Source organism: Autumnicola lenta, from assembly GCF_031846515.1.
GTDB lineage: Bacteria > Bacteroidota > Bacteroidia > Flavobacteriales > Flavobacteriaceae > Autumnicola > Autumnicola lenta.
This window is the reverse complement of record NZ_JAVRHO010000004.1, coordinates 1-14,671: the sequence shown is the minus strand read 5'-3', so window position 1 is coordinate 14,671 and position 14,671 is coordinate 1. Positions and strand designations below refer to the sequence as shown.

9 protein-coding genes are annotated in these 14,671 nt (G+C 38.6%); 7 read left to right on the top strand and 2 right to left on the bottom strand.

Annotated features, from left to right (window positions below):
* Positions 1 to 58: 58 nt before the first annotated feature.
* From RM545_RS03435 to RM545_RS03425, 3 genes are all read left to right on the top strand, one after another.
* Positions 59 to 217 (top strand): YqaE/Pmp3 family membrane protein, encoded by a 159-nt coding sequence (locus tag RM545_RS03435; protein ID WP_311493920.1) that lies wholly within the window; start codon positions 59 to 61, stop codon positions 215 to 217.
* 4 nt (positions 218 to 221) lie between these two features.
* Entirely contained in the window at positions 222 to 920 is a 699-nt protein-coding gene (gene lipB, locus RM545_RS03430) for a lipoyl(octanoyl) transferase LipB (protein WP_311493919.1), read from the top strand.
* Positions 921 to 1,102: 182 nt separating this feature from the next.
* Positions 1,103 to 2,359, top strand: coding sequence for an outer membrane beta-barrel protein (locus RM545_RS03425; protein WP_311493918.1), 1,257 nt, complete (start codon positions 1,103 to 1,105; stop codon positions 2,357 to 2,359).
* A 37-nt stretch (positions 2,360 to 2,396) separates the two neighbouring features.
* Here RM545_RS03425 and RM545_RS03420 read toward each other — a convergent pair whose 3' ends face one another.
* A complete protein-coding gene (locus tag RM545_RS03420) occupies positions 2,397 to 4,850 on the bottom strand; it encodes a DUF3352 domain-containing protein (protein ID WP_311493917.1) in 2,454 nt (817 codons plus the stop codon).
* A 19-nt stretch (positions 4,851 to 4,869) separates the two neighbouring features.
* The gene (gene rnhB / locus RM545_RS03415; protein ID WP_311493916.1) at positions 4,870 to 5,472 is read right to left on the bottom strand and encodes a ribonuclease HII; all 603 of its coding nucleotides are present in this window, start codon (positions 5,470 to 5,472) and stop codon (positions 4,870 to 4,872) included.
* Between the two features lie 161 nt (positions 5,473 to 5,633).
* Between rnhB and RM545_RS03410 the strand changes: the two genes are divergently transcribed.
* The 4 genes from RM545_RS03410 to RM545_RS03395 all read left to right on the top strand — a co-directional run bounded on the left by RM545_RS03410 (position 5,634) and on the right by RM545_RS03395 (position 13,474).
* Positions 5,634 to 8,888, top strand: coding sequence for a SusC/RagA family TonB-linked outer membrane protein (locus tag RM545_RS03410; RefSeq protein WP_311493915.1), 3,255 nt, complete (start codon positions 5,634 to 5,636; stop codon positions 8,886 to 8,888).
* A gap of 16 nt (positions 8,889 to 8,904) precedes the next feature.
* The gene (locus RM545_RS03405; RefSeq protein WP_311493914.1) at positions 8,905 to 10,410 is read left to right on the top strand and encodes a RagB/SusD family nutrient uptake outer membrane protein; all 1,506 of its coding nucleotides are present in this window, start codon (positions 8,905 to 8,907) and stop codon (positions 10,408 to 10,410) included.
* A gap of 78 nt (positions 10,411 to 10,488) precedes the next feature.
* Positions 10,489 to 11,430 (top strand): hypothetical protein, encoded by a 942-nt coding sequence (locus tag RM545_RS03400; protein WP_311493913.1) that lies wholly within the window; start codon positions 10,489 to 10,491, stop codon positions 11,428 to 11,430.
* A 115-nt stretch (positions 11,431 to 11,545) separates the two neighbouring features.
* Complete coding sequence (locus RM545_RS03395; protein WP_311493912.1) at positions 11,546 to 13,474, top strand: putative porin; 1,929 nt, start codon at positions 11,546 to 11,548, stop codon at positions 13,472 to 13,474.
* The last annotated feature ends 1,197 nt before the right edge of the window (positions 13,475 to 14,671 follow it).

Genomic DNA, 14,671 nt, shown 5'->3' with positions numbered 1-14,671 from the left:
CAATGCCAGTGAAAGCCGAAATTTTAATTCTATCTTTGTGCCGAAAAATTTGAGTAAAATGAGTATCTGGCGCGTTGTTTTATCGGTTTTATTTCCTCCGCTGGCGGTCTATGACAAAGGTTGTGGTTCAATAGTGATTGTTCTTATCCTTACACTTTTGGGCTGGATCCCGGGTGTGATTGCCGCGTTAATTATTCTGAATAATCCAAAGAGCTAGAAAAATGAACAGGAAAATAGAAATTCAGAATCTCGGGCTTAAAGATTACAAGGAAATCTGGGAGTACCAGGAAAAGCTCTTTAAAGCAACGCTGGACAAGAAAATAAAGAACCGCCGGCAAAATTTAAATGAAGCAACTACAAATTATCTTTTGCTCGTCGAGCATCCACACGTTTATACTTTGGGAAAAAGTGGTGACGCTGCGAATTTGCTGATTTCTGAAGAAGAACTGAAACAGAAAAATGCCAGTTTTTATAAGATTAACCGGGGAGGCGATATCACTTATCACGGCCCCGGGCAGTTGGTGGCTTATCCCATTCTCGATCTCGATAATTTTTTTACCGATATTCATAAATATTTACGCCTGTTGGAAGAAGCAGTGATCCTAACGCTGAAGGAATACGGACTAAAAGCCGAAAGGAGTGAAGGCGAAACAGGAGTTTGGCTTGATGTAAATACGCCTTTCGCGAGGAAGATCTGTGCGATGGGGGTAAGGGCAAGCCGCTGGGTGACCATGCACGGGCTGGCGCTCAACGTGAATTCCGATTTGGGTTATTTCGATAATATCGTTCCCTGTGGAATAAAAGATAAAGCGGTTACTTCTTTAAACGTAGAATTGGGTAAAAAAGAAATTCCGTTGCCAGAAGTTCAGGAAAAATTATTAAAACATTTCGCAGATCTTTTTGAGGCGGAATTAATTTGAAAATAATTCTGAAAACCTTCCAATAATCCTGGTCAGATTTTCGCCGTATCTCTTACAGGTTCTTCCAGGTATATAATTTTTTTATTTCTGTAGATTCCATGAGGTCAGCTAAAGAATATTTCTATTTTTGTTAAAATATTTAACAAAAGAACTTCATCATCAGGGTTCTTCACATCACAAAAATGAAAAATAAACTTATTGTCCTGTTCACCTTCTTTTGTCTCTGTACCTATGCACAAAACGACTTTCAGAAGGGCTACGTAATTAATAACACCGGGGATACTATTAATGCTTTAATTAAAAATGAGGTATGGATAAATAACCCGCGGGATGTGAGTTATAAAACTTCAGAAAATGGAGAAGTAAAAATACATACCATAGATCATGTACGTGAATTTGGGGTGCCGGAACATTATCAGTATAAAAGAGTGGATGTTAGGATGGACAGAAGCACTAATGATTTTTCCAGATTGAGCAATGACAGGAATCCAGACTTTCAGGAGGAGCGGTTGTTTTTACAGAGCCTTGTTGAAGGGGCAGCAAATCTCTATTTTTATCGTGAAGGAGGTTTGGAACGATTTTTTTATTCAGTAGAAGGATCGCATCCGGAGCAGCTTATTTATAAGAAATACAATACGCCAGATAATAAAGTCGGGATCAATACCAGGTATAAGCAGCAGCTATGGCAGGATGTAAAGTGTCCTTCTGCTACTATTAATTCTTTTAAAAACCTGGATTACAGGCGTGGAGAACTTGTGCGCTATTTTGTAAATTATAATAAATGTAGCAATTCTAATTACCAGGATTTTACCCAAAGAAAGGATACAGATTTTTTTAATGTCAAGCTAAAATTGGGTGTTGGTGTTTCGGCTTTAAAAATGGACCAGAGAGAATATGGTAATGCTGTTGAAGGGCAATTGCAAACAAGCCTAAGGTTGGGAATGGAAGCCGAATATTTCTTTCCATTTCTTAAAAGAAAATGGTCGTTTTTTATTGAACCGACTTATTATGAATTTGAAACTAAAGATAAAGGTGTAGCTTACTTTACTGTTGCATCTGTGCCTTCCAATCCTAATGCCAGCTATGCACGAGTCGAGGGATATTTTGAAGTAGATTATTCTGCTATAGAAATACCGCTGGCTTTTAGATATTACATTATCTCTAAAGAAAATTCAAATTTTTTCCTCAATGGTGGTCTTGCAATTGGGAGGATATTAAAGTCTTCAACGAAAGCCACAAGAATAGATGGATCTAGTTTAAATACAAATTTTGATCTTAAGGATTCTGGTTCAGCAAGCTTTTTACTTGGTGTGGGATATTCATTTAAATCTTTTAGTTTGGAGGGTAGATACCACATCGGTAAATCCTACAGGACACGCCAATATAATGTTGGCCACAGCAAAGATTTCACCTTGAGCCTGGGTTACAGAATATTCTAAAATCAATTGTTTTTACTCTTCTTCGGAAGAACACCGATCAAAATTTATAGTATAACAGCGTACTATCATCTCCCTGCACCACAAATTCCAGGTTTCTATCGAGGTCTGCATTATTAAGATCAATTTGAGAAGTGCCGTAAACCGGAAAACCTTCTAAAAGTTCAGCGTTAGAATTAAAGACATATACTCGTTTTGCCTGCGTATCTGTCACCGCAATTAAAACCCGGTTATTAACATAGAAAATCTGAGGTTCTGTATATAGTCCAAAATTAAGCTCTACTTTTTGTCCTTCTATTGTCAAAATATTATCCGAAAGCGTTACTAAAGTCTTGGGAGTTGCATTTAAATAGTGATTTTCGGCAAGATCTTTATTTTCTTTTTGCACATTTCCTTGCTGACTAATACTTATTAACTCCCCGATATCACTTGTGGAAATGAATTTTCCGTTGTATTCATACCACTCATTTCCGGATAAACCAAAAGTTTCCGTTACCGGAACACGTACATTCCCCTGCCGACTCAGGATATTTATTTTTCCCGAATCTTCAGAAACCAGGATGTAATCTTTGGTGCCAATCCGTATATGCTTCGGCGGATTCGTTATTTCTGAAGTCGCTTTGTTGAAGTCAAATCCTTTAACAGCTTTCCCGTCTCCATTGTACATATAGACTCTGTCTCCCTGTGTTACCAAAAATCGATATTTTCTATTTTTGTCGTAATCAAAAACCGAAAGCGGCTGGGTAATAGCATCATTAAACTGAAGAGGGAAAGGTTTCACCGTGTTCCCATTCCTGTCCAGAACCTGCACAGAATTTTGTGTGCTGAATGCAAGCTGAAATTTGCCATTTTTGAAGAGGTCTACTTCGTGAATATTTCCGGTAATCCTGCTTTTTAAAGTTTTCTTCCAGTAAATATTTTTCTTGTTGGAGATGAGGTACAGCGTATTGTTCACGTCCTGCACCGCAATATCCATCTGATTGGTGAGATGATTTCTGAAGAAAAAAGGACGGGTAGCCAGTTCCGCTTCCAGGGAGAAAGAGAATACTTCTTCAGGGGCTGCGCCGGACACTTGTGTTTGTTCCGATGCTTGTAAAATCCCATGAATATGAGCAAAATCGTCTTCCTGGACGAATTGTATTGCGCCAATACGATAATCTCCAAGTTCTATATTAAGGACGTTAGTTTTTAATTCTTCAGAAACACTGCTGGCGAGCAATGGTAAAAACTGCTTTCCATTTGCAACCAGAAGCATCGAAGATTCTGAAGAAAGTTTCTCCATCGCCTCCTGGTAATATGCTTTTTCACTCATAGAATTGTCATTCTGAAAATCGGCTATTACTTTTTGTAAATCAGCTACGTTATTGCCAAAAATCAGGAAGTTATTCAGCCTTATAAAGTGTTTTGGATCTTCAATAGTAATTAAATGAGAAAAACTTCTGCGGAATTCCGGACTTTCATTAATGGTGTAGATTTCTGTATCGCGATAATTGTCATTTTCGGCACTGCTCTTAGAACGCATCTTCTGAAAGGTTTCTTCAATATTAAGGGACTTCAGTATAAAAAGAGAATTCCCGTCCATATATATAAAACCCATTTCATTTACTTCAGAAAAAGGCGCTGTAGCTTCATTAATACTATCTTTCCCTACCTTTTTCAGATTTTGCTGAAGTATTTCCGCATTGTTAAAGGTGAAAGAGAGAAAACCTGAAGCCGAAGAGGGTGTTACCTGTGCAATTTCATTCCTGTTTACTCCTGCGCCATCGAAAATATTCAAAACTGAAGCAGAATCTTCCGCGGTAATGGCAATTCCGTTTATTTTTAATGCTTTTTCTTCCAGTTCTATGTCTACAGCACTCCAATTTGCCATTTTTCGAGTTGTATTAAATTGAAGAACTTCAAAAAAGTGCTGAAAACCTTCAGTAAGGTTATGATTTATAAAAACTGAAGTATTAGAACGATCTGTCGCAGCAAATAACTGCTGAAAACTGCCATTTTCAGCACCGTTCTTATCCTGAAGGCTTTGCTCCAGCACTTGTCGGGAATTGCTGGCCAGAAAATTTCCTCCTTTTTCTGAAACATACGTGCTGACTCCTTCTATAGTATAGTGCTTAATTTGCCAATTTTCGGACTTCATAGTCTCCAAAGACTTATTCCCGACAGAATCCAGATTAATTTTTGGCTGTCCTGTGGTTGCCAGCAGGTAATAGTGACCTTGATTTTTCCAATCACGATAACTGATAAGAGTTTCTCCTATACTATCTATGTACTCTAGAAAAATCAGCTGATCCTTAAATTCCCTGAGCTTTGTAGCTTTATTGGAAAGAACAGGGTTTGTAGAGACCTGCGCCAAAAATTCTTTTAAATCGGGTGAGTGAATTATTACAGAAGCATCCTCCTGAATAAAATTTTCGATAGGAAGCTTTTCTTCCGCATCATTTGAGCATGCGGTAAATAATAAGAGTTGAAAAAAGAAGAATACAAGTCTCTTCATCGATATATAGGTTCAAAGTTTATGAGTCAAACGTCAGTTCCAGTTGCTCCGGTAAAAGTCTAAAGCTTTTTCTATGGTACTTTGTGATGCCGAATTCTCTTATTGCTGCCCTGTGTTCTAAAGTTGGATAGCCTTTATTTTGTTTCCAGTTATACATAGGAAATTCTTCATGAATTTTCTCCATATAGGCATCGCGATGCGTTTTTGCAAGAATTGAAGCCGCTGCAATACATAGATATTTGCCATCTCCTTTAATAATACAGTCATGAGAAACGTTTTTATAAGGCTTAAATCGGTTTCCATCTACTAAAATATGTTCGGGACAGTTAGATAGTTTTTCGATCGCCCGGTGCATGGCAAGAATGGAAGCATTTAAGATATTAATTTCATCAATTTCGTCCATAAAAACATGTGATACACCGAAACACACGGCTCGCCTCTCAATCTCATTTTTTAGAATATTGCGATTTTTAAGGCTTGTTTTTTTTGAATCATTTAAAAGTACATGCCGGAAATTGCGAGGTAGTAAAACAGCAGCAGCAGTGACCGGTCCGGCAAGACATCCGCGGCCTGCTTCATCTGTTCCTGCTACACTAAAAGAAGATTTAAATTTTTTAAGCATATTTAAGAATTATGCGCTAACGTTTTCGATGCCAAATTTAACAAAATAAGCGATGAACTCAGAGTGATGTTGGGGTTTTAAGAAATTAAAAATCAAATATATTTTGTTTTATTAGTAATTTATTATGATTTTTGGCGCAGGCTAATTCAAATTAAATAATAATGAAAAGAAGATTAAATGGAATGCTGACGCTGTTACTGGCGTTGGTCGTGCAAATTACCTTTGCGCAGGAAAAAACTGTCACCGGTACAGTTACAGATGATCAAGGTTTGCCTCTACCCGGGGTAAATGTAATTGTTCAGGGAAGTAACAGAGGTGTTCAGACTGATTTTGATGGGGAATTTAGTATTTCCGTAAATCAGGATCAGGTTTTGGTTTTTAGTTACATTGGTTTTGCTACACAAGAAGTTCCAGTGGGAGCGGGTAGTAGTATTAATGTTGAACTTGACGTTGATGCTGCAGCTTTGGAAGAAGTGGTGGTGACTGGTTATAGTACCAGTACAAAACAGTCTTTTACCGGTAGTGCGAAAACTGTTGATGCCGAATTGTTGAACCGTAAAAACGTTTCTAACGTTGCCCAGGCTTTAACTGGTGAAGTTGCCGGTGTTAGGGTAATCAACAATTCAGGACAGCCGGGTAGTACTCCAAATATTCGTATAAGGGGTATTGGTTCTGTAAATGGTAACACTTCTCCGCTTTATGTAGTAGATGGTGTTCCTTATGCAGCTAATAATCCTGGTACTGCAGATAACCCTGCTGGGGATGTAAGTCTTGCCGGTATTAACCCGGAGGATATTGCGTCTACCACTATTCTTAAAGATGCTGCCGCAACCGCTATTTATGGTGCTCGTGGGGCAAATGGTGTGGTTGTAATTACTACCAGAAAAGGTAGAGCTGGTAGATCAATGGTTGAGGTTAGTACAAGAACTGGTGTTAACTTTAGTCTTTTGCCTCGTTATAATACAATAGATTCTCCAGAGCAATATATTGCTCTTGGTTGGGAAGGTCTTTATAATCGTGGTGCTGCCGAAGGTAGGGACCCGGTTGCTTATGCTAATGCAAATTTATTTTCAGGAAGCGGTATTGATCCACGATATAATTTGTGGAATGTTGCAGATGGAGGTGAATTAATTGATCCTGAGACAAGAATGGTAAGGCCTGGTGTGACCAGAAGATACGATCCGGAAGATTGGGAAGATTATGGTTTCCAGACTTCAACAAGAACTGAAGCTAACCTTAAAATTAGCGGAGGTAATGAAACTACCAGTTATTACTCATCTGTGGGTTATCTTAATGATGTTGGGTACATCATAGATTCAGATTTTGAAAGGATTTCAGGTCGTTTAAACTTGACGCATCAGGTTAAAGACTGGCTTTCTGGTTCTGTAAATATGGGATACTCACTTTCAGAAACAAATAATAATGGTCAGTCTGAGGATTCTGGGAGTGTGTTCTGGTTTGTAGATAATATTCCATCAATCTACCCTTTGTTTCTGCGTGATGCAGATGGTAACATAGTAGACGATCCTATTTATGGTGGTCCACAGTACGATTATGGTCAGGGACGTGGTTTTGGAGCGCTTACCAACTCTATTGCAGATGCTAATTATAGTGGTAGTAATTCCAAAAGACACGAATTTAATACTAATGCTTTCTTAAAAGCAGACATTACTGACGGGTTAAGTTTAGAAACCAGATTTGGTACACAGTACTATAACGACAGTTTTAATAGTCTTCAGAATCCATTTTACGGTCCTAGTGCTGGTCAGGGAGGTTCTATTTACAAAGAGAAAACAGAACTTTTTACTTACAACTTTTTACAGTTGTTGAGATATAGCAAGAGTTTTGGTGGACATAGTATAGATGCTCTTGTTGCTCACGAAAGTAATTCCTGGGCAAGACAGACATTATATGTGTCTAAAAACAACCTTATTGATCCTGATGGAACAGAATTAAATAATGCTGTTGTAAGTAGTTCCCTTCCGGGTTCTTATACAGATGATTTTACTCTTGAAAGTTTCTTTGGGCAGATTAACTATAACTTCGATGACAGATACTTCCTTTCTGGTAGTGCCAGAAGGGATGGTTCTTCAAGGTTCTTACAAGATAAATGGGATAATTTTGGATCTGTAAGTGGTGCATGGGTGCTTTCGAATGAAGGATTTATGCAGGATCAGGGTCTTTTTACATTCCTGAAATTAAAGGCTAGTTATGGTCTTATTGGAGAACAGGGTGGTATAGGTTTTTATCCTGGATATGACAGATTTGATATTGGTAACTTAAACGATCGACCAACTTTTTCTTTTGATGCCGTTGGAAACCCGGATCTAACCTGGGAAACTTCAAAAATGTTCCAGACCGGTGTTGAATTTAGCCTGGGAAGATTCCTGGATGGATCTGTAGATTACTATAGAAAGAACACTGACGACCTTCTTTTTGAAAGAAGAATTCAACCTTCCAGTGGTAGGGCTCTTATTACGGTAAATGATGGAGAGTTGTTAAACCAGGGTATTGAATTTGATCTTTCAGCACATGTTATTAAAACTACAGACGCTTATTTCGATATATCTGTAAATGGAGAGATTATTGAAAACGAATTGTTAAGAATGCCTATAGATCCTGAAACACAGGAGCCAAAAGTTTTGGATCAGCAAGGTCTTTATGGTAGGTCTGCAGGTCATTCAATCTATGACTTTTATGTAAGGGATTTTGTTGGTGTTGATCCTGCAGATGGTAGATCTCTTTGGAAAGTGTATTATGTAGATGCTAACGGGGACGGATCATTCCAGACTGGCGAGCAAATTAATAATATGTTGAACTATCTTGAAGATAACCCTGATGTGGAACAAAGTGATATTATGGAGTCTACTACAAAAACTTATTCACAGGCCACAGAACATTATACAGGGCAGTCTGCAATTCCAGATGTACGTGGTGCGTTTAATTTGGCTGCAGGTTACAAAGGTTTTAGTTTAAGTGCTCAATTCCTTTACAGCATTGGAGGTTATTCTTACGATGGTGCTTATGCAAGTCTAATGCACAACAGGGTTGTAGGTAATAATAACTGGCATACAGATATTCTTAACAGATGGCAGCAGCCTGGAGATATGACTAGCGTTCCTCGTTTGTCTAATAACCTAGAACCAAATTCAGATGTAACAGGTTCTTCAACAAGATTTATAACTAAGTCAGATTTCCTTGCTTTTAATAACGTGCAATTGGCCTACAGTGTTCCAGGTGCTTTTACTGAAAGTATGGGATTGAATTCACTGACTATTTCCCTTAGCGGAGATAATTTATTCTTATTGTCTGAAAGAGATGGATTTAATCCATCTACTGCAGAGGCAGGACAGTCCAATACTTACAGGTACTCTCCCCTTTCAACATTTACTGCAGGTGTAAGAGTGAACTTTTAATTAAAAAAAAATAAAAATGAAAATTAAATATTATTTAGGAATAGCTATTGCCTCTCTTGCTTTTACCGGCTGTAGCGAAGATTTTCTGGAAACCGAACCAACAGAGTTCGTTTCCAGCAGGCAGATTGCTGAATTTTCTGAAAAGAATCCTGAGCTTCAGGCAGCAAACATTTCCGGTATTTATGCATTAATGTATAATACCGAGACCGGTGGAACGACAGGTCATGATGATTTCGGACAAAAGAGTTATGATATTTACGGAGATTTATTGTCTGCAGATATGGTTTTGGCAGGATTAACCTACGGATGGTATTCTGGTATTTCCCAAATGCAAGCTACAATAGATTATACAGATATAGAGAATTACAGAGTCTGGAGATATTACTATAGGATAGTTTTCTCTGCCAATTTAGTTATTGAGCAACTTGGTGGTAACGACGCTGTGCCGGAAACAGAAGAAGGGCAATACTTTATGGGACAGGCAAAAGCTTTAAGAGCCTATGGTTATTTCTATCTTGCACAATATTTTTCAGAGGAGTATAATCCTTCAGAGCCTATTTTGCCTCTTTACACAACAACTGCTGTAGAAGCCCAGCCTTTAAGCCCGACTTCAGAGGTTTATGATGTTATGGTTTCTGACTTGCAGGATGCTATTGAACTTTTAGATGGCTATAACCGATCTGCAAAGCAGGAAATTAATAAAGAAGTTGCTCAAGGCTTATTAGCATACGTTTATGCTGCTATGGGGAATTATGAAGAAGTTGAAACTCTAACTCGCGATGTTATCGATAACGGTGGTTTTTCTCTTATGACTGCTGAAGAAGTGGCTAGAATGCGTCATGATGGACCTGATACAGATCCTTATGGTGGTGGCTTTAACGATGTTAATACTTCAGGATGGATGTGGGGTGTGGATATCACTCTTGATCAGGGACTTGATTTAGTTTCATGGTGGGGTCAGGTAGACCTTTTTACTTATAGCTACGCATGGGCAGGTGATCCAAAATCTATAGATGCGCTACTGTACGATGCTATTCCTGCAGATGATGTTCGTAAAGCGCAATTTGTAGATGCTTATAGTGATGGTGTTTTGTATCCAATAAACAAGTTCTATGCACCTGCTCGTGAAATTGGAGGGCAACGTAATGTTACTACAGATTACCTTTATATGAGAGTTGCTGAAATGTATTTGTTGCATGCTGAGGCTGCCGCTAAGACTGGTAATGAAGCGGAGGCAAGAGAAACATTGAAAACTCTTTTGGATGAAAGGGTAGATGATTCTTCTTATGTAGACAATCTTTCTGGTGCAGCTCTTGAAGCTCAAATTTACCTTCAGACAAGAATTGAACTTTGGGGTGAAGGTAAAAGTTACCTCGCGATGAAGAGAAACCAAGCTACTATTGTGAGAGGTCCAAACCATCTCACTAATGCTGGGGAAGCTATACCATATAATGCTGATAGATTGACTTTTGAAATTCCGCTTAGCGAAATTCAGAATAATCCGAATATTACTCAACAGTAAAGAATAATAAGGTTTGAGAGGCACAGTTAATGTGCCTCTCGTAACCATTTATTAATTCCATAAAATACACATAATAATATGAAAAAGTTTTTTCTAATAATGGCTGCGGTTGTTTCCACTTCCTTCTTTACAGGATGTGAAAGTGACGATGAATTTACGGCGCCCAATTATGTTTCTTTCGAAACAGGTCCTTTGGACTTTTCTGTCAATGAAAATAGTGATGCCTCATATGATATTACTGTTTACACTGCTAACGTTACAGGATCGGATAGAACCATTCCAGTCGAAGTGGCAGGTTCTTCTACTTTAAATGCTGAGTCCTATTCTATTCCCGCTTCTGTGACAATTCCTGCAAACACTAATGAAGGAACATTTACTGTAACTTTAACAGATAACAATCTTGCTAATGCAGGAGGGAACTTAATTTTAAGTTTAGATCCTGAGGATGAAGATTTATACACAGGTAGTCCTTTAACAATTGGTGTGTCTAAAGTTTGTGCTATAGACATTAACGACTACATCGGTTCCTTTACAGGTACTGGGTCGGGGAGTGAGGATTACGGCTATACAACCGAGGTTGAGACGTTCCGTAATGAAGAAGGAGATCTTATGATAAATGGTCTGGTTTTTCAATGGTTTCAGGACTGGTGGGGAGAAGTAATAGTTACAAACCAACCAGTTACGTTTGATGTAAATATGGAAACAGGTGTGATCACAATACCTGAACAGCCTTATATTACGTCTACATATGAAGGAGATCCTCAACCAGCTTATAGCATTAAGGGTACTGGTAGAATCAACGCTTGTGAACAGCAAATTATGATAAGACCTGTTTTAGTTCAGGATGGAACTGAAATTGATGGCACCACTTGGGGAGCAGCTTTCTTGGAAACTATACGTTTGGAAGGTGACGATACTGTTGACTCCGAAGGAGAGGATGATACTGACGACTCTGGAGATGATGCAGGTGAAGAAGATTCTGAAGGAGATGATTCTGAAGGAGATGATTCTGAAGAATAATAAATAAACCAATAATCTGGTTAAAAAACCACCCCTCGGGGTGGTTTTTTTGTTTAAACCATTTTCTGGCTCAATTCATTTAATATTATACTTTTGTGTTATCTCAAAATAAGTAATGAAACAAGTCTTTTTTACTCTTATTATACTTTTCGTTTCACTGTATTCACAAGCTCAGGAAAGAACCCTTTCGCGACCCGGAGGAAATAACGCTGATGAAACCGGAGCGGCACAAGCAGATTCTGTTGCAGTACCTCCCATCGATTTGTACCAGATTATTTCTTATAAAAATGATACTACTTACGTAGATACCACCCTTAACATTAAAAAAGATTATCGGTTCAATTATCTTCGCAAGGATAATTTCGAACTTTTGCCTTTTTCCAATACAGGACAAACCTATACTTCTCTAGGCCATGACCCGGAATTTGATAAAATTATGCCGCAGTTTGTAGCGCAGGCAAGGCATTTCGGCTTTTTTGAAACTGAGGATATTAATTATTACCGCGTTCCCACACCATTTACAGAAATCTATTTTAAAACCGTCCCCGAGCAGGGGCAACAGTTGGATGCGTTTTTCACTGTAAATACGAGCGATAGACTTAACTTTTCAGTAGCATATAAAGGAGTGCGCGCCCTGGGTAAATTTCAGCATATCCTCACCAGTACCGGCATTTTTCGTACCACAGCCAACTATCGTACAGAGAATAATAAGTACCAACTCCGCACCCATTTTGTCACCCACGATCTTCTGAATGAAGAAAATGGAGGCTTGTCTGAGCAGGCGCTGGAACAATATATAGGAGAGGAAGAGGAGTTTGATGACAGGTCTCTTTTAGATGTCCGGTTCGAAAATGCACAAAGCACTTTAAATGGAAAGCGCTTTTATCTGGACCACAAGTATTTCCTAACCAATCCGGCTTCAGATAGTCTCAGCAGCTTGTCTCTTGGTCATGTCTTTAATTTTAATTATAAGAAATTTCAGTTTTCGCAGGAATCCGCAGTGCAGGAGGTTTTTGGAAAATCATTTGAGAGCAGTAATCTTCGTGATCAAACGCGGCTCGAAGAAGTGTATAACGAAGCCAATGTTGAATTCAGGAACAACATTCTTGGGAGACTTAAATTCCGCGCAGGATATAACCGTTACAATTATGGATATAACTCGGTTTACATTCTGGAGGATCAAAAAATCACCAATAGGTTAATTGGCTCCGTGGTTTCTGTGGGGGGTGAATATGAAAAAGATATAGCAGGATTTCATGTTGATGCCAAAGCATCGTTAAACCTTGGAGATGATTTCTCGGGTAATTTTGTAATAGCTAATGCTTCCTATTCCCTAAACGAGGAAAATCAAATAGAATTTGGTTTTAAGCAAAGCAGTCAAAATGCCAATTATAACTACCTGCTTTACCAGAGTGACTATATAAATTATAATTGGCAGAACGATTATGATAATATCAATTCTCAGAATCTCCATTTCAGGATAAATTCTGAGAAACTTTTTGATGCCACAGCAAATCTTACCCAGATCCAGAATTATGCCTACTTTGCGCTGACTGATGTTGGGGTAGTAAAGCCATTTCAGTATGGAGACCAGGTAAGATATCTAAAGTTACGCGCAGAGCGGGAATTCGATTTCGGAAAATTTGGAATGTATCATACGCTCATGTACCAGAATGTTATGGATGGTGCAGATGTGCTTAAATTGCCAGATTTCGTGACAAGAAATTCCTTTTATTACCAGGACCACTGGTTTCAAAGGGCTTTATATCTCCAAACAGGATTTACATTTAAGTATTTTTCAAAGTACGAAATGAATGGATATGATCCGGTTTTAGCAGAATTCTTTGTCCAGGATCAGCAAAACTTAGGCGGATTTCCCGTTGTAGACTTCTTTTTCAATGGAAAAGTCCGGCAGACCAGGATTTTCTTTAAGCTGGAGCATCTTAATTCGCTCATTATGGGAAACAATCATTTTTCTGCTCCCGGTTACCCATATACCGACTTTCTTGTCCGTTTCGGACTGGTTTGGAATTTCTTCTTATAAGTTTTTGCTTTTGAGGTGGGCGTTTCCGCTCCCGGAAAAGGTCGCGGCCGGGCTATCCGCTGTATCTTATAGCGGTTTTGGAGTAGGGGGAGAAGTGAGGTGTATATAAGGAGGTCGAAAATTGTCAAATTTCGGCATAGATCCCGCTATAAGGATGCCGCTCCTATCCCTAACGCAAAAAAAGTGAAAAAGTGAAAAGTGAAAAAGTTTAAAGTGTTGTATTTTTTTCTCACGTATAGTTCCTTCCCTTTTTTCAAGGGAAGGTGGCTTTATCAGCGATAGCAGATAAATCCGGAAGGGTGAATAACATGATTTAGAAGGAACTCAGTCCGCTGATCTTCTTGAAAAAAGAATTTGAACAGCATACCTCGAACTCAAATTTACAAGGTTCTAAAAACCTTGCAGGTCTGGTGCCAATAATTGCCATTTTACAGGCATGATCTTTTTTTCGAGCATAGCTCCTTCCCTTTTTTGAAGGGAAGGTGGCTTTATCAGCGATAGCAGATAAAGTCGGAAGGGTAAAAACCACAATTTGAAGCAGGAATTTCTGATTCTGGCTCCAGATCTTCTTGAAAAAAGAATTTGAACAGCATACCTCGAACTCAGATTGACAAGGTTCTAAAAACCTTGCAGGTCTGGTGCCAATAATTGCCATTTTACAGGCATGATCTTTTTTTCGAGCATAGCTCCTTCCCTTTTTTGAAGGGAAGGTGGCTTTACCGCTGATCTTCTTGAAAAAAGAATTTGAACAGCATACCTCGAACTCAGATTGACAAGGTTCTAAAAAACCTTGCAGATCCAGTGCCGATAACTGCCGTTTTGGAAGCATGATCTCTTTTTACGTATAGCTCCTTCCCTTTTTTCAAGGGAAGGTGGCTTTATCAGCGAGAGCAGATAAAGCCGGAAGGGTAAAAACCATCATTTGAAGCAGGAACCGAATTTTTAAAGGATAGCTTGTACTACATATACTAAGGAGAAGGCCAATATTTGCCAAATTTGGACTGCGACGTAGGGTAAGGCTGGAGCTTTCAATTTTAAGTGAAAAAAAGTTTCAGGTTTAAAACAGCAGTTTTCAATGAGTTAGGCTAGGTTCTTAAAGAAAAGATAAAAAAAGATGGTAAGGGTGCTTGTGTAATCTAAATTCAGGTGTATATTTGCAGCCGCTTACAGCGGAAGCAGTGATGTTTTAGAGGAAGC